This window comes from Pseudomonas sp. MSSRFD41, assembly GCF_014230245.1.
GTDB classification, from domain to species: domain Bacteria; phylum Pseudomonadota; class Gammaproteobacteria; order Pseudomonadales; family Pseudomonadaceae; genus Aquipseudomonas; species Aquipseudomonas piscis.
Map to the genome: position 1 here is coordinate 1 of NZ_JACKZK010000017.1, position 20,434 is coordinate 20,434.

18 protein-coding genes are annotated in these 20,434 nt (G+C 64.8%); 12 read left to right on the forward strand and 6 right to left on the reverse strand.

The genetic code is table 11. The annotated features are described in order from the left end of the window. Positions 1-50: 50 nt before the first annotated feature. Positions 51-368, reverse strand: coding sequence for a metalloregulator ArsR/SmtB family transcription factor (locus H7A76_RS22620; RefSeq protein ID WP_185700563.1), 318 nt, complete (start codon positions 366-368; stop codon positions 51-53). A 151-nt stretch (positions 369-519) separates the two neighbouring features. Here H7A76_RS22620 and H7A76_RS22625 point away from each other — a divergent pair, with 151 nt between their 5' ends. After that, entirely contained in the window at positions 520-939 is a 420-nt protein-coding gene (locus H7A76_RS22625; protein WP_185700564.1) for an MAPEG family protein, read from the forward strand. Between the two features lie 68 nt (positions 940-1,007). Here H7A76_RS22625 and H7A76_RS22630 read toward each other — a convergent pair whose 3' ends face one another. Next, positions 1,008-1,940 (reverse strand): MBL fold metallo-hydrolase, encoded by a 933-nt coding sequence (locus tag H7A76_RS22630; protein WP_185700565.1) that lies wholly within the window; start codon positions 1,938-1,940, stop codon positions 1,008-1,010. 487 nt (positions 1,941-2,427) lie between these two features. On the opposite strand from H7A76_RS22630, the gene H7A76_RS22635 reads away from it, so the two are divergent. Together H7A76_RS22635 and H7A76_RS22640 are read left to right on the forward strand one after the other, a co-directional pair. Next, positions 2,428-3,567, forward strand: coding sequence for a calcium:proton antiporter (locus H7A76_RS22635; RefSeq protein ID WP_185700566.1), 1,140 nt, complete (start codon positions 2,428-2,430; stop codon positions 3,565-3,567). 118 nt (positions 3,568-3,685) lie between these two features. Continuing rightward, positions 3,686-4,762: a saccharopine dehydrogenase family protein gene (locus H7A76_RS22640; protein ID WP_185700567.1), complete on the forward strand. Its 1,077-nt coding sequence runs from the start codon at positions 3,686-3,688 to the stop codon at positions 4,760-4,762. A 61-nt stretch (positions 4,763-4,823) separates the two neighbouring features. Here H7A76_RS22640 and H7A76_RS22645 read toward each other — a convergent pair whose 3' ends face one another. Continuing rightward, positions 4,824-5,822, reverse strand: coding sequence for an acetoacetate decarboxylase (ADC) (locus H7A76_RS22645; protein WP_185700568.1), 999 nt, complete (start codon positions 5,820-5,822; stop codon positions 4,824-4,826). Between the two features lie 239 nt (positions 5,823-6,061). On the opposite strand from H7A76_RS22645, the gene H7A76_RS22650 reads away from it, so the two are divergent. The 4 genes from H7A76_RS22650 (at position 6,062) to H7A76_RS22665 (ending at position 10,642) form a co-directional block, all read left to right on the forward strand. Then, positions 6,062-6,745 carry a type 1 glutamine amidotransferase domain-containing protein gene (locus H7A76_RS22650; RefSeq protein ID WP_185700569.1) on the forward strand — a complete coding sequence of 228 codons (684 nt, stop codon included), beginning with the start codon at positions 6,062-6,064 and terminating at the stop codon, positions 6,743-6,745. A 177-nt stretch (positions 6,746-6,922) separates the two neighbouring features. Continuing rightward, positions 6,923-7,576 (forward strand): helix-turn-helix domain-containing protein, encoded by a 654-nt coding sequence (locus tag H7A76_RS22655; protein ID WP_185700570.1) that lies wholly within the window; start codon positions 6,923-6,925, stop codon positions 7,574-7,576. Between the two features lie 360 nt (positions 7,577-7,936). Further along, on the forward strand, positions 7,937-9,304 hold the full coding sequence (locus H7A76_RS22660; protein WP_185700571.1) for an amino acid permease: 1,368 nt from the start codon (positions 7,937-7,939) through the stop codon (positions 9,302-9,304). Between the two features lie 54 nt (positions 9,305-9,358). Next, positions 9,359-10,642 (forward strand): FAD-dependent oxidoreductase, encoded by a 1,284-nt coding sequence (locus H7A76_RS22665; RefSeq protein ID WP_185700572.1) that lies wholly within the window; start codon positions 9,359-9,361, stop codon positions 10,640-10,642. Here the strand turns inward: H7A76_RS22665 and H7A76_RS22670 are convergent. Next, the gene (locus tag H7A76_RS22670) at positions 10,618-11,469 is read right to left on the reverse strand and encodes an oxaloacetate decarboxylase (protein WP_185700573.1); all 852 of its coding nucleotides are present in this window, start codon (positions 11,467-11,469) and stop codon (positions 10,618-10,620) included. The genes H7A76_RS22665 and H7A76_RS22670 overlap by 25 nt on opposite strands. 110 nt (positions 11,470-11,579) lie before the next feature. On the opposite strand from H7A76_RS22670, the gene H7A76_RS22675 reads away from it, so the two are divergent. The 5 genes from H7A76_RS22675 to H7A76_RS22695 all read left to right on the forward strand — a co-directional run bounded on the left by H7A76_RS22675 (position 11,580) and on the right by H7A76_RS22695 (position 18,113). After that, positions 11,580-12,473: a LysR family transcriptional regulator gene (locus tag H7A76_RS22675; RefSeq protein ID WP_185700574.1), complete on the forward strand. Its 894-nt coding sequence runs from the start codon at positions 11,580-11,582 to the stop codon at positions 12,471-12,473. A gap of 133 nt (positions 12,474-12,606) precedes the next feature. Further along, on the forward strand, positions 12,607-13,218 hold the full coding sequence (locus H7A76_RS22680; protein ID WP_185700575.1) for a LysE family translocator: 612 nt from the start codon (positions 12,607-12,609) through the stop codon (positions 13,216-13,218). Between the two features lie 118 nt (positions 13,219-13,336). Further along, the gene (locus tag H7A76_RS22685; protein ID WP_185700576.1) at positions 13,337-13,933 is read left to right on the forward strand and encodes a hypothetical protein; all 597 of its coding nucleotides are present in this window, start codon (positions 13,337-13,339) and stop codon (positions 13,931-13,933) included. 391 nt (positions 13,934-14,324) lie between these two features. Beyond that, complete coding sequence (locus H7A76_RS22690) at positions 14,325-17,348, forward strand: amino acid adenylation domain-containing protein (protein ID WP_185700577.1); 3,024 nt, start codon at positions 14,325-14,327, stop codon at positions 17,346-17,348. Positions 17,349-17,513: 165 nt separating this feature from the next. Beyond that, complete coding sequence (locus H7A76_RS22695; protein WP_185700578.1) at positions 17,514-18,113, forward strand: ATP-dependent Clp protease proteolytic subunit; 600 nt, start codon at positions 17,514-17,516, stop codon at positions 18,111-18,113. A gap of 180 nt (positions 18,114-18,293) precedes the next feature. Here the strand turns inward: H7A76_RS22695 and H7A76_RS22700 are convergent, their stop codons facing one another. Both H7A76_RS22700 and H7A76_RS22705 read right to left on the reverse strand, forming a co-directional pair. Then, positions 18,294-19,562, reverse strand: a complete 1,269-nt coding sequence (locus tag H7A76_RS22700) for a TIGR02270 family protein (RefSeq protein WP_185700579.1) — start codon at positions 19,560-19,562, stop codon at positions 18,294-18,296. A 5-nt stretch (positions 19,563-19,567) separates the two neighbouring features. After that, complete coding sequence (locus tag H7A76_RS22705) at positions 19,568-20,434, reverse strand: hypothetical protein (protein ID WP_185700580.1); 867 nt, start codon at positions 20,432-20,434, stop codon at positions 19,568-19,570.

Here is a 20,434-nt window from a genome sequence, read left to right on the forward strand (position 1 = left end):
GGTCTTCGAACAACTGGTGATCGCGCGGGTATAGGGCCGGCGAGTGGTCATCAGGGGCGGTAGATGCTCTTGAGGGTGGCGATGATCTTCGCCACGTCGGGATTGTCGATGCGGTAGTACAGGGTCTGGGCTTCGCGGCGGAAGGCCACCAGGCCTTCCTCGCGCATCTTCGCCAGGTGCTGGGACAGGGCAGACTGGCTCAGCGCGATGCGCTGCAGCAGGCCACCCACGGTGATTTCCCCATGCTCGATCAGCAGGCATAGCACCTGCAGGCGGTATTCATTGCTGATTGCGCGCAGCAGAGTGGCGGCTTTCTGTGCGCCTTCGGCGAGAAAACGCTCGTCGTCGCCAATGGGTTCTGGAGTCATGGGAACAGGTAATCCATTAAATTAGTAATTGCTAATTTAGATAATTCTAATATTATGGTTCGGGCTCAAGGCCACCGGAGCGTCGTGAGCCTGCCAGCACCTTGAGTGCTGTGCAAACCCCGCCATTATCCATCAATCAGGAAGGTCCAGAGTGAATACGCCCACTTGGGTCCTGCTGGCATTTGCCAGCTGGACGTTGCTCATCTTGTTCGGCACGGTCGGCGTCTATCGCTGGTCGCGCATCCTGACCGGTCGCGCCACGGTGAGCGAGTGGCAGCCGGGCAAGCCCCAGGGCAGCGACTGGTACCAGCGGGCCATGGCTGCACACCGCAATTGCGTGGAGAACCTGCCGGTGTATGGCGCCATCGTGCTGGCGATCCATGTATCGGCCGTCACCAGCGGCGCCCTGGATGGCCTGGCACTGCTGATGCTGGCTGCGCGCATGGCCCAGAGCCTGGTGCATATCTGCCTGCCACAGACCGACAAGGTTGCCAGCTGGCGTTTCGCGTTCTTCTTCACGCAGATCCTGGCCATGATCGGCATGGGCGTGCTGGTGGCCAGTCACGCTTGATCAGGTGCCGGACGCTCGGTGGGCTGCATGCCGAACCTCGAACGTAGCGCGCAGCCATCCGGACACCCTCAGCCGAGGTGGTAGCGTCCTTGTTCGTCCTGCTGCACCCGGCCGGCCTGATGCAGCTCGGCCAGGTGCTGGGCGATGGTGCGGCGCTCGGCGCTCGCCACCCAGGGCGCGGCGTGTCCCGGTGGGTACAGCAGCCCGCGTTGCACCAGTTGTTCGAGTGCTTGTGGTTGTTCGTCGAGCCAGGCCAGGAGCCGGTTCTCGCGCTCGTCGAGCTTGCTGGCGAACGCCGCCAGGGCGTTGAGGAAGCCTTCGCGGTCGGTGTAGACGCCCCGGTGGTGCGAAGTGACCCAGACCTTGGCCGGGATCTCCGGCAAGCGTTGCAGGCTGCGGCGAAAATCCCCCAGGTTGGATGTGGCGTCGCCGTAGTAGGGGCCGAAGCCGGTCAAGTCGATGTCGCCGATGAAGGCCACGCCTTCGGGCTCGACCAGGAGCACCGTATGCCCGGCGGTATGCCCGGGCATATGGAAGGCGCGGACCCTGGAGCGCCCCAGGTCCCAGCAGGCGCCGTCCTGGTAGCCCTGGGCATCCGGACGCGGGGCGTAGGAGAACTGTCCTTGCAAGTACTCGAGCATGACCCGGGCCTGTTCCGGGTCCCTGATCCCGAACGCTGCCGCCAGGCCCTCCCAGCTCCGGGCCGCGGCCAGGTCCGCCTGGTGGACGTGGACGCTGGCCCGGGGCAGGCGATGCAGGCCGGCCATGTGGTCCTCGTGGACATGGCCCAGGACCACCAGCTCGGTGGCATCGAACCAGGGGCCGATGCAGTTGGCGACGATGGGGGTATCGAAGGCCGCCAGGGTGTCCGTCCCGCGGATCGTTACCTGGTTGCCGTCCGGGTACTTGCCGTGGCGGTTGCCGAAGAACACCGAGACCCGGCCAAAATCCAGGCGCTCGATTCCGGGGGATAAAGCTTCGCCACCATGGGCAGATCGCATGTGTACCTCGCTTGTGCCAAGTTCGGATAACCCCCGCCACTATAAATCGTGCGTCTGCATTCGCCGGCTTGCAGAAGCAAGATTCGCAGGTTGAATGCCGCGGGATTCGCAGGAATTGAGCCTGGAATCGACAGGCACACCGATGCTAGAGTGCGCCGCAGCGCCGTTTCCATGGCGCGTTCAACCACCTGCCCGGGGACGACCCCGGGGCCAGGATCGACATGCGGGACGGCCCGAAGCTGCTGAGCAAGCCCCCATGGCCAGCGTCCCCGCGATACTTTCCCTGCCTGCTCCATCCCTTGTGCTGCGCACGAGCCTCTTCGTCATGCCGCGCGGTTGCTGCGCGCCTGTGCCCAGGCCCGGCGTGGCTTACCCGCCGGCGTGCCCCTGCAACGCCGGACAGGGGGCGTGCCAGCCAGTGATTCACCGCGAACCGGACATGGCCTGGGCCATGTTGCTTGTGCAATGAACCGAAGATGAGACCGACATGAGTGAACTTTCTCGAGTAGTGCCGTTGTCCACAGTCCTGCGCCTGGCCGGCTCCTGGCTGGTGGTGGGCCTGTTCTTTTTCCAGGGGAGCGAGCTGCTGGCCGCGCCCTTGCAGCCACTGACCGCCAGCTGGGTGTTCCTGCTGCTGTTCTGCACCATCCTCGCCGCTGCGTTCGGCGTGGTGCATGAGGCCGACCACCTGGCCCGGCAACTGGGCGAACCCTACGGCACGTTGATCCTGACCCTGTCCATCGTTTCGATCGAAGTGATATTGATCGCCTCCATGCTCCTGGGGCCGGGAGAGCTGCCGACCATCGGCAGGGATTCGATATTCGCGGTGATGATGATCATCATGAACCTGGTCATCGGCCTGTGCCTGGTGGCTGGAGCCGCGCGCAACGGCGAGCAGGAGTACAACGCCCAGGGCGCGGGTTGCTACCTCTCGATGATCGTGCTGCTCACCGGCATCGCCTTGCTGCTGCCGAACTTCACGTCCGGGGCCGGCGAGTTCAGCGCCACCCAGGCCATGGCCATCTCGGCCATCACGGTGTTGTTGTACGGCGCGTTCCTGTGGTTACAGGTGGGCAGTCACCGGCGATTCTTCGTCCAGCCGCCGGCCGGTCGCCTGCACCTTCCCCAGGCCCAGGCCGGCACCGATGCCGATGCGCAACCGCCGGCCAATCCCCGGGAAATGCTCCTGCGTACCCTGGTCTTGCTCGGGCTCATCCTGCCCATCGTCCTGCTGGCCCATTACCTGGCGGTGGTCACCGACTACGGCATCGCCCAGGCCGGGGCACCGGTGGCGGTTGGCGGCGTACTGATCGCGATCATCGTCTTCACCCCCGAGTCGATCACGGCGATCAAGGCCGCCTGCAACAATGAGATGCAGCGCACCCTGAACCTGTGCCTGGGCGCCTTCGTTTCCACCGTGGGGCTGACAGTGCCGGCGGTGCTGGTGATCGGCTTGATCACCCAAAAGCAGGTGATCATGGGGCTGTCGGCCGCCGAGATGCTGCTGTTCGCCATCACCGTCGGGCTCACCCTGGTGAGCTTCGGCGGCCAGCGCACCTCGCCGCTCCAGGGGTTCATGCATTTGGCCGTGTTCGCGGTATTCGGCCTGTTGCTTTTCTATCCTTGAGCAGGACGGGGCGAGCCGGGCTTGCCCCTTGACCCTGAACCAGGCTTGAAGGTTAGCGTCGCAGCCAGATCGAGGAGGGCAGCGTGCCGCCTCGCCCAACCCTGCCAGGAGCCGCACCATGAACGAACGATCCAGCCCAGCCGAACCGATGCAATGGATGATCTACGGCGCCTATGGCTATACCGGCGAGCTGATCGCCCGCCAAGCGCACCAGCGCGGTTTGCGCCCGGTGCTGGCCGGGCGCAGTCGTGACAAGGTCGAGCCGCTGGCCCGGGAGCTGGGCCTGGAGGCGCGGGTCTTCGGGCTCGATGAAGCGCAGCTGGCGGCCCGCATCCAGGACATGGACCTGGTCCTGCATTGCGCCGGGCCATTCTCGGCCACCGCCGCGCCGATGATGCAGGCCTGCCTGGATGCCAAGGCCCACTACCTGCACATCACCGGCGAAATCGCCGTCTTCGAGCATGCCCAGGCCCTGGGGCTGCGAGCCCGGGAAGCGGGCGTGGTGATCTGCCCGGGCGTGGGCTTCGACGTGATTCCCACCGACTGCATCGCCGCCGCGCTCAAGGCGGCACTGCCCGATGCCACGCACCTGGCCCTGGGCTTCGACTCGCGCTCGAGCTTCTCGCCCGGCACGGCCAAGACCTCGGTGGAGGGCATGGCCCAGGGTGGCAAGGTGCGGCGCGACGGCAAGATCGTCACGGTGCCGCTGGCCTACCAGGTGCGGCGCATCGATTTCGGCGCCGGTGAAAAGCTCGCCATGACCATTCCCTGGGGCGACGTATCCACCGCCTACTACACCACCGGCATTGCCAATATCGAGGTCTTCCTCCCTGGGTCGGCCGGGATGATCCGCGGTGCCAGGTGGGCCAACCTGGTCCGTCCGCTGTTGGGCCTGGCCTGGGTGCAGAAGCGCCTCAAGGCGCATATCGGCAAGACCGTGACCGGCCCGGACGATGCCAAGCGGGCCGACCAGGGCACCTATGTGTGGGGCGAGGCGCGTAATGCCCAGGGCCAGCGCAAGGTGGCCCGGGTGCACACCGCCAATGTCTACAGCCTGACCGTCAGTGGCGCCCTGGCAGTGGTCGAGTACCTGGCGGGCGAGCGCCCCGCGGGGGGCGCGTACACCCCGGCGAAGCTGCTGGGAGCCGGACTGGTCAGCAGCCTGCCGGGCTCGGGCCAGATACGCATCGAGTGATCGGCGGCCATCGGGACCGCCGTCTTGGCGGTCGGTCCCGGTCACGTCAGGACACCTGGGATCAGTGGCTATCGTTCAGGCTGGCCAGGGGCTGGGGGGCATAGAGCGCGCTCTGGAACTCGGGCACGTATTCGTATTTCACCAACTTGCCCAGTTGCAGCGAGCGCAGGTAGTCGGAGAGGCTGCCTTGCCCGAGGATCAGGCGCGCGGCGTCGGCGCTGCTGCTGGAGGCATGGCTGGTCTGGCGCGAGGTGGCGTAGCCGTAGGCCAGCTGGCCGTTGTGGTCGAGGTTGGTGAAGCTGTTGGTCACCATGCCGACGTCGTGGGACAGGTCCGCAAGCTTGCTGCCCTTGAAGATCACGTCGACGTTGCCGGTCTGGCTGTCGATGATGTCGTAGGACAGGCTCTGGGCTTCTTCGCGGCGGCTGATGTCGGTCAGCCACTTGGGCAGGTTATAGCCCACCACGCCACGCACCCGGGCCAGTTCGGTGTTCACCGGCAGCTTGAGCACGTAGCCCCAGAAGTCCTTGGAGATGGACTGGCCGACCAGGGTCAGGGGGCCGAGGTTGGACTTGCCCGGCTTGTTGGTGATGATCGACAGGGCAATTTCGTTGTAGCTGTCGTTGTCGCAGTAGTCGTAGGTGTAGGCGGTGAAGGCCACCAACCCGCGACCAGGCCAGACTTGCAGCGGCTGGACCTGGGCCAGCACCTCGGCCGGGATCAGCTCGCGCAGGCGTGCCAGGTCAGCGGTATAGACCGCGGTGATACGGCTGTTCTTGTAGTAGAAGTTCGGCGAGTAGGACTCGAAGCCCATGTCGACCCGGGTCTTGGCCAGTTGCTTGAACCAGCTCAGGTCCATCCCCGGCGCCTCGGCCTCGATCACCGACAGCGGCGGGTTGGAGCGATAGCGGTCGTACAGGCCGCCCTTGAGCACCGGCACCGGATGGCCGGCGATATCGATCATCGTGGTTTCGGCATGGCCCGTGGCGTCCGCCAGCACGGGGCTTGCCAGGGGGGCCAGGAGGGCGCCGGCCATTGCGGTGACAGTTGCAAGTTTCACGTTCCAGTTCTCCAGAGAGTGCATCACGCTGATGAATACCCCGGGCAAGGCCGGCGTCCGTTCGCTCGGTGCCGGCCGGGGTCGGAAAGACCCTAACGTTCAACTTAACCTTAATGTCAAGCAGGCAAATGACGGTGCTCCCGCGTGACCAGGGCGGCATCCGTCCAGCTCGCCTGCCAGGCGTTTGCCAGCCTGGTGGACTAACCTTTTGCCAGTCCGGCACTGCGGAGTACCTATGGATGGCCAAGCGCATCTTGCATGTCGTCACCAACGTCGCCCATTACGCCGACCCCGGCCAACCCACCGGGTTGTGGCTGGGGGAGCTGACCCATGCCTGGCAGGTCTTCGCCGCCAGGGGGCATGAGCAACGCCTGGTCAGCCCCAGGGGCGGCGCCTCGCCCCTGGAGCCCAGGGCGTTGAAGTGGCCGCTGCTCGATGGCACGGCCAAGGCCTGGCTGGAGGATCCGGCGAGCGTGCAGCGCCTGGCCCACACGGCTCATCCAGATGAGTTGCAGGGCGCGGACTTCGATGCCATCTACTTCACCGGCGGCCATGGAGTGATGTGGGATTTCCCCGACGACCCGGGCCTGCAACGCCTGACCCGGGAGATCTTCGAGCAGGGCGGCATCGTGTCTTCGGTCTGCCACGGCTACTGCGGGTTGCTCAACACGCGGCTCAGCGACGGCCGGCTGCTGGTGGAGGGTCGCCGCCTGACTGGTTACGCCTGGATCGAGGAGGTGCTGGCGGGTGTGGCAGGCAAGGTGCCGTACAACGTCGAGCAACTGATGAAGCAGCGCGGGGCGCGCTACGAGAAGGCCTGGTTGCCGTTCACCACCAAGGTGGTGGTCGATGGCCGCCTGGTGACGGGGCAGAACCCGCAATCGGCCAAGGCCACGGCCGAGCAAGTGGCGGCCTTGCTCTAGCTCATGGCCCCAGGCTGGAGAAGACTGGTTAACTGCTGGTGGATTTGCGTATAAAGAAAATAACTTGCGCAATCCACCGTCCTTCCCCCATGGCCGCAGCTGTATCTGCGCTTTCCCGGCAGGTTCCGGAGCACCGGGGGATAGGTGCTAGAATGCCGGGCCTTCGAAGGAGAAGCCGTGAACAACAAGACCTCCCGCGCCGCCGCAGCTCCCAACCTGCTGAACCCCGAGACCCTGGGCATTCGCTTGCGCACTGCGCGCAAACAGTTGGGCTGGACCCTGGCCCAGGTCGCCGCCCGGTCCAATGTCTCGATCACTACCATATCCCGGGCCGAGCGCGGCCAACTGGCCCTGGGCTACGAGAATGTCGCGGCCCTGGCCCAGGCCCTGCAGCTGGACATGGGCACGCTGTTTTCCCATGCCTACGAACAACCGCCGGCCGGGCAGGGCCCGGTTATCACCCGTTCCGGGGAAGGCGTGGCCTACCGCGGGTTGTCGTTCACCTACGAGTTCCTGGCCACGGCGGCCAAGGGCAAGCCCATCAACCCGGTGCTCGGCACCATCCATGCGCGCCAGGTCAATGGCCCCGAGGATTTCGCCCGGCATGCCGGCGTGGAGTTCGTCTACGTGATCTCGGGCAAGGTCCAGGTGCACTTCGAAACCGGTGAGGTGGCCGCCCTGGACAAGGGCGATTCGTTATATTTCGACAGCCGCATCGGCCACGCCTATATCAGCGTCGGCAAGTCATTGGCCAAGGTCATCGGGGTCATCACCGCCGAGAGCGAGCAAATCCTGCTGGCTCGCCAGGGCCAGGACTTGCCCGGTCACTGAGGCCCGGCGCCAGCCCGGGAGGCTCCATCCCTTGTGAAACATCCTCTTTGCCTGCCGGTAAGCGGCGCGACGCCTGGTGATCGCGTGGCTGTTACCGGGGCATCCTGGCGGGTCGAGCAGGCCGTTAAATTTTCGTATACGCAAATTATGTTTGCAAAAAATCCTGTGCAGTTGTCTCATTGGGTTTGCGTATACGCAAATTATGCGAAGCGCACCTCCATGCAGGAAGGTCAGGAGGGGCAAGGCACTCAGGGACCGAGCGTGCAGCCAACCGCGATGACAGGAGCGATGCCTCGCCCCGGTCGCGGCTTAGAAGCTAACAACCAATAACAATCAGGCTATCAAGCAGGCATCAACCACATGGCAAACAAACTCCTGAGCTCGCGCCAGCTGTCCTTCATGGCCCTGGGCATGTCCATCGGCGTCGGTCTGTTCCTCGGCTCGGCATCGGCCATCCAGTCCGCCGGGCCCTCGGTACTCCTGGCCTACGTGCTCAGCGGCGGGGTGATCTTCCTGATCATGCGCGCCCTGGGCGAGATGACCGTGCACAACCCGGTGTCCGGTTCGTTTGCCGCCTACGCCCACCACTACCTGGGTCCCTACGCGGGATTTCTCTCCAGCTGGAACTACTGGATCCTGATGGTCGGGGTCGGCGTGGCCGAGTCCACGGCCGTGGGCATCTACATGAAAAGCTGGTTTCCCGAGGTACCGCAGTGGACCTGGGTCTGCGCCTCGATCGCGGCGATCTGTGCGCTGAACCTGCTGGCGGTGCGCGCCTTCGGTGAGGCCGAGTTCTGGTTCGCCCTGATCAAGGTGGTGACCATCCTCGCCCTGGTCGTCGGCGGCGGCATGATGATCTTCGTCGGCTGGGGCAATGCCGGGGTGCCCCTGGGCGTGTCCAACCTGTGGCAGCACGGCGGTTGGTTTCCCCATGGCGCGAGCGGGCTGCTGCTGGCCTTGCCCATCGTCGCCTATGCCTTTGCCGGCGTGGAGATGATCGGCATCGCCGCGGCCGAATCGGACAACCCGCGCAAGACCATCCCCCGGGCCATCAACTCGGTGGTATGGCGCATCCTGCTGTTCTACGTGGCGGCGATCGCGGTGATCCTGGCCATCTATCCCTGGAACCAGATCGGCACCCAGGGCAGTCCGTTCGTCACCACCTTCGAACGCCTGGGGATTCGCCAGGCGGCCGGCATCATCAACTTCGTGGTGATCACCGCCGCTCTGTCGAGCTTCAACTGCATCCTGTTCAGCGGCGCGCGGATCCTCAAGAAACTGGCCGATGAAGGCCAGGCCCCGCGACTGTTCACCAAGGTCCGGGGCAACGGCATCCCGGCTCGCGCGGTATATGCCACCGTGGCCTGCATGGCCCTGGGCGTGGTGCTCAACTACCTGGTGCCGGACCGGGCCTTCGGCTACATGATGTCACTGCTGGCGTTCAACGTGGCCTGGACCTGGGGCATGATCGCCGCCACCTACCTGGCGTTCCGGCGCCGCCAGCGTGGCCAGCCCCGGGAGTTCCCGCTGCCCCTGGCGCACATCACTCCGCTCATCTGCCTGCTGTTCGTCGGCTTCGTGGTGTTCATGCTCGGCTACGACCCCAAGACCCGGGTCTCGCTGTATGCCGGGGCGTTCTGGACCTTGGGCATCTCCGCTTGCTATCTGCTCAACCAGCGTCGCGCCCGGAACCGGGTCGCCGCGCTGGTGGACGCTGGGCATCTCTAGCGCCTGGCAGTACTTGCGGCCCGGGCCGCACCTTCTCCAATACAAGGACATTGCATGCACATCATTGTCGTGGGCGCCGGTATCAGCGGCGCGGCCACAGCCCTGGCGCTGGCCGAGGCGGGCCATAGCGTCGAGATCATCGAGGCGGCTGGTCGGCCGGCTACCGGTGCCAGCTTCGCCAACGCCGGCCTGGTGTCTCCCGGACACTGCTTCAGCTGGGCCGAGCCAGGGGTCGTCGGGGTTGCGCTCAAGTCCCTGCTGGGCCTGGGCGATGGCATTGGCATCCACGGCCCGTGGAGCGGCGCCCTGGCGCGTTGGGCGGTGCTGTTCGCCGGCGAGGCCAGCGAGTCCCGCTGGCTGGCCAACTCCCGGGCGGCCCTGGCCCTGGCCAGTTACTCGCGGGACCTGTTGTTCGCCCAGGGCGGCGTGGCAGTCGAGGACTATGGCGGCCGCCAGGCCGGCATCCTTTATCTGTACGGGCCGGGGCTGGGGCCCGGTGCCCACGACGGCCAGTTGCTGCAAGCGGCGGGAGAGCCGTTCGCCGAGCTGGATGCAGCGCAGGTGCTGGAGCGCGAGCCGCTCCTGGCCCAGGCCCGGGTGGGTTTTGCCAAGGGTGTCTATTGCGCCCGGGATGGCACCGGAGATGCAGCCCGCTATGCCCAGGCGGCCATCGAGCGTGCTTGCGTGACCAAGGCCGTGGCGCGTTTCGCTGAGCAGGTGCTGGCGGTCGAGGTCGAAGCCGGGGTGGCGGTGGGGGTGCGGACCCACCAGGGCCGGCGGCGCGCCGATGCCGTGGTGGTCGCCGCCGGCCTGGCTTCGGCACCTTTGCTGGCCCCCTTGGGGCTGCGCTTGCCGATTCACCCTGTGACCGGGTACTCGCTGTCCTATCCCCTGGGCCGGATCCCGCGACCGAGCGTCGGCGCGGTGTCGATCCCGCACAAGGTAGCCTGGGCGGCCTTCGGCCAGACCCTGCGTTTCACCGGGTTCGCCGATGTCGGGCAACCCGGACCGGGCAAGATCCAGCAGCGCTTTGCCGCCCTGCAGCGTTTCGCCGAGCAGGTCTGCCCGCAGCTGCAGGGCGTTACTGCGACGCAATGGCTCGGACAGCGGCCGATGACCCCGGACAACCTGCCGTTCCTCGGCACCTGCCAAGTGCGCAACTTGCTACTCAACTGCGGCCACGGTGCCATGGGCTGGACCATGGCCTGCGGCTCGGCGCGGATCGTCAGCGACCTGGTGGCCGGGCGCCAGCCGGCAATCGACCTGGCGCCGTATCGCTGGGACCGCTATGGCCTGTTCGGGCGGCGCGGCGATCAGCGTTGGTCCAGCTCCAGGTAGCGGCTGGTGCGCACGATGCGCTCGCGCTCCTGGAAACTCACCAACTGGCTGGCCAGCGCCGAGCTGTCGCCGCTGCGCTTGATCTGCGCCAGGACTTGCTGCGTGGCATGGATGGCCGCGCGTTGCAGGTCGGAAGGGATGATCACCAGCTGATAACCCAGGGCCGCCAGTTCCTCGACCGGCATCATCGGGGTCTTGCCGCCATGGAACATGTTGATCAGCTTGGGCCCGGGGATCCGGGCAGCGATTTCGCGGATCTGCTGGAGAGTCTCCGGGGCCTCGACGAAAATCATGTCGGCACCGGCCTCGACATAACGCTGCGCCCGTTCCAGGGCGGCGTCGAAGCCTTCGACGGCGATCGCATCGGTACGGGCGATCAACACCAGGTCCGGATCGTCCAGGGCCTCGCGGGCGACGCGCAGCTTGCGGCACATCTGCTCGGTATCGATCAGCGACTTGTCGTCCAGGTGCCCGCAGCGCTTGGGAAACGCCTGGTCTTCAAGGTGCAGTGCCGCCACCCCGGCACGTTCGAAGGCACGTACCGTACGTTCGACGTTGGCACTGCCGCCGAACCCGGTGTCGGCATCGGCGATCACCGGCAAAGCGCTGCCGTCGACGATCTTCTCCACGCGTTCCAGGACCTCGCTGAAGCTCAACAGGCCGATATCCGGCAGCGCCGAGGAGCGGGCGATGGCTCCGCCGCTGGCGTAGACGGCTGAAAAGCCGGCCAGCTCCACCAGGCGCGCCGAGAGCCCGTCGTAGACGCCAGGGGCTACCAGGCTTTCGCCGCTGGCCAACAGATCGCGTAGTTTCCTTGTGTTTTTCATGGTGCCTCCCAGGGCTGGCGGGTGTCGTTGCTTGGATAGGCAAAGCTTGGTCCTGGGCATTTGTTATGTCTAATATTCTAATTATCCAAAATAAGAACGTAGAACATTCCATGGAGCTCCGACACCTGCGTTACTTCGTGGCCACCGCCGAGGCCCAGAGCCTGACCAAGGCGGCCCAGGTCCTGCACATCGCCCAACCGCCGCTGGGCCAGCAGATCCGCGCACTGGAAGAGGAAATCGGCACGCCGCTGTTTCACCGCCAGGGCCGCGGCATCGTTCTCAGCGATGCCGGCAAGACCTTCCTGGTTTGTGCCCGGGACATCCTGGCCCGGGCCGAAGAGGCCAAGGTGAGGGCACTGCGAGCCGCGCGCGGGGAGATCGGCAGCCTGACCCTGGGGTTCACCGAGTCGGCCTCGTTCAACGAGGGCATGACCGCGTTGCTGCGTCTCTACCAGCAGCGCTATCGGCAGGTGCAGATCAACCTGGTGGAGGGCAACAGCGAGACCCTGGTCGGCCGGCTGCTGGAGCGACAGATCGATGCCGCCATCGTCCGCCCGCCTTTTGCCGGGGGTGGCGACCTGGCATTCCAGGTCCTCAGTGAAGAGCCGCTGATGGTGGTGCTGCCCGATGGCCATCCCTTGCTCGCTCGCGAGCGCCTGGATCTTGCGGACCTGCGCGATGAGCGCTTCATCCTCTATTCGCGCAAATCCGGCTACGGCCTGAGCGCCGAGATAGTCAGCGCTTGCCGGGCGCGGGGCTTCAGCCCGCTGATCCACCAACAGGCCCCCCAGGTGTCGTCGGCGGTCAACCTGGTGTCGGCCGGCATGGGCATTGCCCTGGTGCCGGCCTCGATGCAGCGGATGGCCCGTCCCGGACTGAATTTTCGCCAGCTGGCCCTGGAACAGCCACGGGCGACCCTGGGCCTGGCCACCCGTGCACAAACGCCTTCCGCGGTGGTCGACGGCTTGTTGCTGTGCGCCCGGGAGGTTCTTGCCGGGGGCTGATGCAGTGCCCCTGTGGCCCGCAGGCCAAGCCCCATCGTGAATCCTGCGCCGTCACTGGAGCGGGCATTGCCCAAGCGGCTGCCTCGGTGCGAATATCCAGGCCGACATCGCAGTGACCCGGGGTATTTCGTCGATGAGCGTGACTGCCTCGATCTGGTTTTTCGCCGTACCGTTCGCCATTGCCGCGGCCATTCCCGGCCCGGCCCAGGCCGCAATGCTGGGGCAGGTGGTGGCGCGCGGGGCCCGTTCCACCTTGCCGTTCATCGGTGGCATGGTCCTGGGCAATGCGCTCTGGCTGCTGGTGGCCACCCTGGGCCTGGCGGCGCTGGCGCTGCGCTTCGAGTACTTGTTCATCGGCGTCAAGTGGCTCGGCGTGGCCTTCATCCTGTTCATCGCCTGGAAGCTGTGGTCGAAGAACCCCGCGCAGCCCGAGGAGCTGCCCAAGCGCTCGGCCGGCCGTGGGCTGCTCGCCGGAGCGCTGCTGACCCTGAGCAACCCCAAGGCGGTGGTGTTCTTCGGTGCGGTGCTGCCCCATGCCTTCGACCTGACGGCGCTGTCCTGGTCGGAAGTGGCCTTCATCACTGCACTGGGAGTCGGCATCGACCTGAGTATCCAACTGGCGTACCTGGTGACCGGGGCGCGGATCAAGCGGGCGATCCAGTCGCCCAAGGCCATGCAGCGCCTGAACCGCACCTCGGCCGGGATCATGACCGGTTGCGCAGGTTGGATGGCGATTTCCCGCTGAGGTCAAGCAGGGGCAACACAGCGCTGCGCGCTGGCGTATCGCCGGCTGATGGCAAAGTGTGTATAAAGCTTCGCCCGAAGGGCTGCACCAGGCCCGTGCCAAAGGAATAGTCCCCTCCATGCTTCGGCTCTTGCCCCCCGTCCTGCTCCTGGCCCTGGCCGGTTGCGCCACCAAGCCCCCGGCCAACCCCGACAATCTCTGCGAGATCTTTCGCGAGAAGCCCAAGTGGTACGAAGCCGCGCTGAAGATGAACCAGCGCTGGGGCGCCCCGATCCAGGTGCCCATGGCCATGATGTACCAGGAGTCGTCGTTCAAGCACGACGCCTTGCCACCTCGCTACTACTTCCTGGGCTTCATCCCCTGGGGCCGGGTCAGCACCGCCTACGGCTACGCCCAGGCCAAGGACGAAACCTGGGCCGACTACAAGAAGGACGCCGGCGGCTGGGGGGCGAGCCGCGACAACTTCGCCGATGCCCTGGACTTCATGGGCTGGTACATGCAGAAGAGCTACAACGTCAACCGCACGTCCAAGTGGGACGCCTACGGCCAGTACCTGAACTACCACGAAGGCTGGGGCGGCTATCGCAACCGCAGCTACGACGCCAAGCCCTGGCTGAAGAACGTATCGCTCAAGGTCCAGGCCCGGGCCTCGCTGTTCGGCGCCCAATACCGCAGTTGCGAACAGGAGCTGGCCCGCGGCGGCTGGTCCTGGTGAAAGCAGGGCGGGGCAAGTCCCTTTCGGGCTGAATCTTCGCTGGCTTTGCGACACAGGCGCAGTGCTAAACCTGCTCCAGGTTGGTCCTCGGCGCTCTACGGCGCTTGGAGTCCTTGGCCTCCTGGCCGATACGCCATCGACGCAAACCGCCAGTCCCGCCCATCGCCTCAGGAATGGTATCCAGCGCAGCCTCATCGTCGCGCAGCTAGGCTTCCAGCTTCCCTCCAGGGCGCAGGTCCGCTGCCTGGGGGGTTCTTTAACACCAGGCAGCCCATCCGTGGGTCCATGACGGGCAGATTGGCCCGGTTCTTCGCGATGATCGTCAAGACCGTTGTTCTATGCGGGGCGGTTTCAGCCCAGGGCCCATCGGTCTTCATGGAGGTAGAACGCAATGGAGCATGCACCAGCCGTTACCGTCGTCGAACTGTTCGAGCGCCAGGCCGGATTACAGGCGCAAAAGCCGGCAGTATTCCATGGATCTGAAAGCCTCACTTACCAGGCGTTGAATGAAAGGGCCAATCGTCTGGCCAGGCACCTGCTCGATCTCGGTGTCAGCCGGGGATCGCTGGTGGCGATCTGTGCCACACAATCCCTGGATCGACCGTTGTTCATGCTGGCGGTCATGAAGACCGGCGCGGCCTATGTCCCGCTCGACCCGGACTATCCAGAAGCCCGCCTGGCCTTCATCCTCCAGGACACCGATGCGCAATTTCTGATCGCCAGCCAAGAGCTGGTAGAAAAGCTCCAGGTCTATCGGGGGCGGCTGGTGGTGCCGGGCGAGCCGGTCCAGGCTCCGCTGATCGCCGATCATCCAGCGCACGACCTGCACACGGTCATCGGGCTCCAGGACTTGATCTACGTCATCTACACCTCCGGTAGCACAGGGCAACCCAAGGGTGTGGCGGTGCAGCACAGTGCGGTCCACAACTTCGCGCTGGCGTTCCCGAGGATCACCGGTATCGGCGAGAAGAACCGGGTCATACAACTGCTTTCCTATACCTTCGACGCTTCCTTCATGGACCTGTGGATCCCGCTGTTGGTGGGCGCCACGCTGTACTTGTATCCGGACAACAAGGTGCTGGGTGCGCCGATTCTCGATTTCATCCGGGATCATCACATCGACACCATCACCATGATCACGCCGACCATCCTGGCATCGCTGCCCACCGAAGAACCGATCGGCGATTTGCGCAGCATTGGCGTCGGAGGGGAGGCCTGCGCGGAAAACGTGTTCTTGTACTGGGCCGACAAGGTCAAGTTGTACAACGCCTATGGACCCACCGAGAGCACCATCGCGGTGACCTGTCATGCCTACCAGGCGGGGCAGAGCGTAAGAACCATAGGCCAGCCCCTGGCTGGGGTGGGGTTCCAGGTGTTGGATGCAATGTTGCATCCAACACCTGACGGCGAAGTCGGGGAGCTGTTCATCACTGGCGCGCAGCTGGCCAAGGAGTACCTTGGCCGACCGGAGCAGACCGGTGAAAAGTTCCTGTATATCGACTCGGATGCCGGGCCTGCCAGCCTGCGTGCCTACCGCAGCGGCGATCTGGTGCGGCGCCTTGCCGACGGCAACCTCGAGTTCATCGGTCGCAATGACACCCAGCTCAAGGTCCGTGGCTTTCGCATCGAGGCGGGAGAAATCGAAGCTGCGATCAATCTGCTCGAAGGCGTGAGGGAGTCGGCAGTGGTGGCCGTCAATGCCCAGTTCGGCCAGCCGATCCTCGCGGCTTTCGTGACTTTGCACAGTGCTGCGCAGGACAGTGGCTTGCGGTTCAAGTCGCATATCCGCCAGACCCTGCAGCAGACGCTGCCGGCCTACATGGTGCCGGATAAGATCGTGATCCTCGACCAGCTACCGCTGGCCTTCAGCGGCAAGGTGGATAGGCGGGCGCTCGAGGCGTTGCCCACCGACGAGCCATTGTCGCTGCACGCCCTGGCCGATGACGACATCGAGGGTATCCTCGCCGCTATCTGGCGCCATGTCCTACAGGTACCCGAGGTCGAGCCCACGGACGATTTCTTCGCGCTGGGCGGTCATTCACTGGGCGTGGTCCGGGTGCTCGCCGCCTTGCCTGAGAGCATGAAGAAACACCTGAAGCTGATCGATCTCTACCTGCACCCGACCCTCGCGGGCCTGGCCGCCGAGCTTCGCTCCCGGCACGGCCAGCAACCTTTGACGTTCGAGGAAAAACAGCAGCTCTCGACCCAGCAGCTGCTTGGCGACATCCAGTTGGAAGCCGACCATGACTATCCGACGCAAATCGATCCCGGAGTCTTGGCCAACCCTGGCAAGGTGTTCCTCACCGGTGCCACAGGGTTCGTCGGGGCGCATTTGCTCCTTGAACTGCTGCAGCAGACCTCGGCGCAGATCTACTGCCTGGTGCGCGCGCAAAGTGCCGCGCACGCCATGGAGCGGATACGCTTCACCCTCGGCAAATACAAGCTGGCCTGGCCCGAACGCGAAGCTGCCCGGATCAGGCCGGTGGTAGGGGACTTCACCCTGGAGCACCTGGGCTTGCCGGCCGCCGAGTACCAGGAGCTCGCGCAACAGCTGGAGGTCATCTACCACACTGGCGGCAACGTCAACTACATCAAGCCGTATCCCATCATGAAGGCGGTCAATGTCGACGGCCTGCAGCAGGTGATCCGCTTTGCCACCACTACCAAGCTCAAGTACCTGGTGGCTTGCTCCACTGTCGCGGTCTTCAGCTGGGGCTACCTGCTCACCGGCAAGACCTGGATGTCCGAGGACGAGGACATCCACCAGAACCTGCCGGTGGTCTGCCGTGATACCAACTACGTCAGAAGCAAGTGGGTCATGGAGAAAGTCCTCGAGCAGGCCAAGCGCAAGGGCCTGCCTGTGATCGGTATCCGGCTGGGGTTCGTGATGTGCAACGGCCAGACCGGGGCGACGGAAATGAACCAGTGGTGGGGCAGTTTCGTCCGGTGCTGCCTGTCCCTGGGCACCTACCCGATGATCATGGGACTCAAGGACCAGCTGGTCACCGTGGACTTCGTCGCCAAGGCCATCGTCCACATCGCCAAGAATCGGCAAGCAGTGGGACGCTACTTCCACATGGTGCCCGACCCGGTGAATGATCTTTCGGTCTCGGACTTCTTCGTACGGCTCAACGAGATTTTCGAGCTGGACCTCAAGCCCGCGCACTTTCGTGACTGGCTCGAACTCTGGCGCTACAACGAACACAGCCCCCTCTACAGCTTGTTGAGCCTGTTCACCGAAGAAGTGGTGCCGGGCAAGTCCCTGGTGGAGGTCTACGAGATGACCTACTACTTCGAGCGGGCCAATACCGATCGCTTCCTCGAGGGCAGCGGGATTGCCACGCCGCTGATGAACAAGGAACTGCTCTCCAGGTACCTGGATTTCATGGGGGTCTCGCTTCCCGGCCCGCAGTGATCTGGCACAAACCTTTTGGCAGATGCTTTCAATCGCCGCTGGCCCAAGCACCGGCAAGGTCCGGGAACGGCTTGCTGTCCACTGGCAGCGGCATGAGCCATGGCTAGACTCAAGCGGTTGGTTTTCTCCAGGCACCCCATGTCCCTAATGACAGCAGGAACCCCTATGCGTTTATTCGATGAAGAAAAAGACCGCCCGGACAGTGCTTCCACCAGCCTCAGCGGCAAGCTGTTGGACAGCACCATCGCGGCAAGAAAGATATTCATCACCGGCGAAGTCAATCACAAGATGGCGACGGTCGCCGTCCAGCAACTGCATGCGCTGGCCCACCTCAGCGACGACCCGATCATGGTGTTCATCAGCTCCCCGGGTGGCCACGTGGAATCCGGCGACATGATTTTCGATGCCATCCGCTTCATCAAGCCGAAGGTCATCACCATCGGTTCCGGCTGGGTGGCCAGTGCGGGCTCGCTGATCTATGTCGCGGCAGACAAGGAAAACCGCTACTCGTTGCCCAACACGCGTTTCTTGCTGCATCAACCCTCAGGCGGTTTCCAGGGCCGGGCCCTGGACGTGAAGATCTACGCCAAGGAAATCCTCTGGATGAAGGATCGGCTGAACAAGATCTTCGCCAAGGCCACCGGCCAGCCGCTGGAAAGAATTGCCGCCGACACCGAAAGGGATTTCTGGCTGAGTGCAGAAGAAGCCGTCGAGTATGGCCTGGTGAACAAGATCGTCACCACCGAGGCCGAAATCATCCAGTGAGCGCTGGCCGCACATTGCCTGGGACCTGAAGGCCAATACCGGCCGCAATGCAGTGGGATAGCCGGGGCACTGCGCACAGTGTCCCGGGGGATGAGGCAGCCGCCCGGCGGCCTCAGGTTCCTATCAGACCGCAAGCCCGTGGGAGCGCAGGCGATCCGGCAAGCCGCCAAGGTATCCGGTTCAGGGGTGGTGTTGGTGTGGGGCCTGCATCGTGCGCAAGCAGCTCATTTGTCGCCGGGCCGGAGCACTGGTGGGAAACAGCGCCTGGTCCGGCTGCCATCGCGCCAGTGCACAGGCCGCGGCGATGCGCTGGCGCTGCTGGCCTCGGGCAAGGGCGTGCAAAAGGCTGCTTTCGCTCTGCTGGCGCCCCAGCATATGGCTGATACCCGTCTGCAAGCTGGCGCCATGGGTGCACCACCAAGCGGCGATTGCCGCAGGGTCCGGCCAGGGCAGGTCTTCATCGGGGTCCATCGACACATTGGGGTCTTCGGGGTCATCGTTCGGCCCGACATCGAAATCTGGTAACACCCGCAGTTCCAGGTCGAGGAGCGCCAGGTCGGCACCGGTTATCAGGCTGAAGGCCTCGCCGGCCACCCGGGCGTACGGCAGGTCGTGCATCTGCTGGATCAGCCAAGGCACGCTGAGTGGATCGCCCAGCAGGCCAATGGCCCGGATGCCGGTGCGTAGCTGCCCGGGGTTCTCTATCAGCTGGCAGATCCAGCTGATGCTGGCTTCGCGTCGTTGCCAGGCCAGCAGGACACACAGCGCACGGAACTGGAACTGACCGGGTTGTTCGGCGAACTGGCGCAAGGGTTCCAGGGCCTGTTCATCACCCATCTGCGCGCTCGCCCAGTTCACCCAGAAGCGCGTGGCCACATCCCCATGCTGGCAGTGTCGATGGAGAGCTGGCAGCAGTTCGCGCCGTCGCAGCTCGCCGGCCGTACGGGCAGCACGTGCCAGCACGCTGGGGTCGGCATGGGCCAGAGCCGTCTGCAACGTAGGGCCGGGATCCCGCCGGTGCATGCTGCAGGCCGCCAGGCCCAGACGCTGGAACAACGGCGTGGAGGACGCGAGCATGGCTTCGATCCAGGGCGAGAGGTATTCCCATTCCAGCCAGCCCAGGGCCATCAGGTAACCACGCTCAGTGCCCGTCGCCCCCTTGAGGTGCTCGTTCAGCCGCGCCAGGCCCTGCATATCCTGGGTCTGGAACGCCAGGACCACGCTGGCGAACATTTCACCGGTGGTATCCGGGCCCAACTGTGTCCGCAGGACCTGCAAACCAGCGGGGCCAGCGATTCGCAAGCCATCCAGATGAGCTTCGATGCGTTCGTCCAGCCGCCCCAGGTCATCCAGATCGTAGTGGGGCGCACGCACTGCGTGATCGTGGAGCAGGATGAGAAAAGCCGCTTCTTCGGCGTGTTGTTCGACCATCGAGGCAATGAATGTCATGGCGGCTACACCACCAGGCGACCGAAGAAGTAGCGCCTGCCGATGTCCAACTGCAGGGGGGAGGCCAGGTACTGGTCCAGCACGGCGCTGGCATTCAGGGGTTGGAACTGGCCATGGCGGTCATAGAAGCTGGAGCAGTCGATGCCCGAGTACACCTCGAATGTGCGCCTCCAGAGCAGGAAATTGCTCCAGTCGAGCCAGGCGTCCGGGTCGTTGGGCACCAGGGCCTTTCTCATGAGCCAGGCCTGGCGGTTCACATCGACGACGGTGCCAGCGAGGATCGAGAGCCGGTCGTTGCCATGCGGCGCTTGCAGTTGCGCCAGCCGCGTATCCACGGCGTGCCGGTACTGCGCGTCGTCCAGGCCGCTGTCGTAGAACTCGGGTTCGCCTTCGAGAGGGTCGAGCAGGTTGGAGATATTGGCTTCCACGGCTTCCCGGTCGGCCTGGCGCTCGAGCGCGCAGCGGGCCTCGACCATGAACGGGACCAGCCACATCACCCCCGACCACTGGGCCGCGAGGCTGGCTTCGATACGCAGGTGGTCCGGGCCCTGGATCATCAGCTCGGCGAGGAAATCCAGGTCGGACTCCAGTCCCGCATCGGCGGTCAGGCCCAGGCAGGCGCTGACCAGGGTCGGCACGCTGGCTTCATCCAGGATGACCTCCCTGAGCCGGGAGACATGGCTGAAGTCCCCGCGCTTGGCGCTTTCCAGGATCGCGGCCAGGGCCATCCACGGGTCGTCGTCCTGCCAGGCGCCTGGCGCCAGCAACTGGGCGGGGGGCGCAGCGGCGAAGTGATAGCCACGGCCTTTCCAGTAGAAACAGCCTTCGAGGAAGCCGGGGCGATCGGTGTACTTGTAGTGGCTGCTATTCAT

What these genes read in the sequence shown, in the direction of transcription:
- H7A76_RS22685 (WP_185700576.1), top strand. Translation starts at nt 13,337, where the DNA reads ATGCTTCGGCTCTTGCCCCCCGTCCTGCTCCTGGCCCTGGCCGGTTGC.
- H7A76_RS22675 (WP_185700574.1), top strand. Translation starts at nt 11,580, where the DNA reads ATGGAGCTCCGACACCTGCGTTACTTCGTGGCCACCGCCGAGGCCCAG.
- H7A76_RS22620 (WP_185700563.1), bottom strand. Translation starts at nt 368, where the DNA reads ATGACTCCAGAACCCATTGGCGACGACGAGCGTTTTCTCGCCGAAGGC.
- H7A76_RS22700 (WP_185700579.1), bottom strand. Translation starts at nt 19,562, where the DNA reads ATGACATTCATTGCCTCGATGGTCGAACAACACGCCGAAGAAGCGGCT.
- H7A76_RS22665 (WP_185700572.1), top strand. Translation starts at nt 9,359, where the DNA reads ATGCACATCATTGTCGTGGGCGCCGGTATCAGCGGCGCGGCCACAGCC.
- H7A76_RS22695 (WP_185700578.1), top strand. Translation starts at nt 17,514, where the DNA reads ATGCGTTTATTCGATGAAGAAAAAGACCGCCCGGACAGTGCTTCCACC.
- H7A76_RS22690 (WP_185700577.1), top strand. Translation starts at nt 14,325, where the DNA reads ATGGAGCATGCACCAGCCGTTACCGTCGTCGAACTGTTCGAGCGCCAG.
- H7A76_RS22635 (WP_185700566.1), top strand. Translation starts at nt 2,428, where the DNA reads ATGAGTGAACTTTCTCGAGTAGTGCCGTTGTCCACAGTCCTGCGCCTG.
- H7A76_RS22650 (WP_185700569.1), top strand. Translation starts at nt 6,062, where the DNA reads ATGGCCAAGCGCATCTTGCATGTCGTCACCAACGTCGCCCATTACGCC.
- H7A76_RS22660 (WP_185700571.1), top strand. Translation starts at nt 7,937, where the DNA reads ATGGCAAACAAACTCCTGAGCTCGCGCCAGCTGTCCTTCATGGCCCTG.
- H7A76_RS22705 (WP_185700580.1), bottom strand. Translation starts at nt 20,434, where the DNA reads ATGAATAGCAGCCACTACAAGTACACCGATCGCCCCGGCTTCCTCGAA.
- H7A76_RS22680 (WP_185700575.1), top strand. Translation starts at nt 12,607, where the DNA reads ATGAGCGTGACTGCCTCGATCTGGTTTTTCGCCGTACCGTTCGCCATT.
- H7A76_RS22630 (WP_185700565.1), bottom strand. Translation starts at nt 1,940, where the DNA reads ATGCGATCTGCCCATGGTGGCGAAGCTTTATCCCCCGGAATCGAGCGC.
- H7A76_RS22640 (WP_185700567.1), top strand. Translation starts at nt 3,686, where the DNA reads ATGAACGAACGATCCAGCCCAGCCGAACCGATGCAATGGATGATCTAC.
- H7A76_RS22670 (WP_185700573.1), bottom strand. Translation starts at nt 11,469, where the DNA reads ATGAAAAACACAAGGAAACTACGCGATCTGTTGGCCAGCGGCGAAAGC.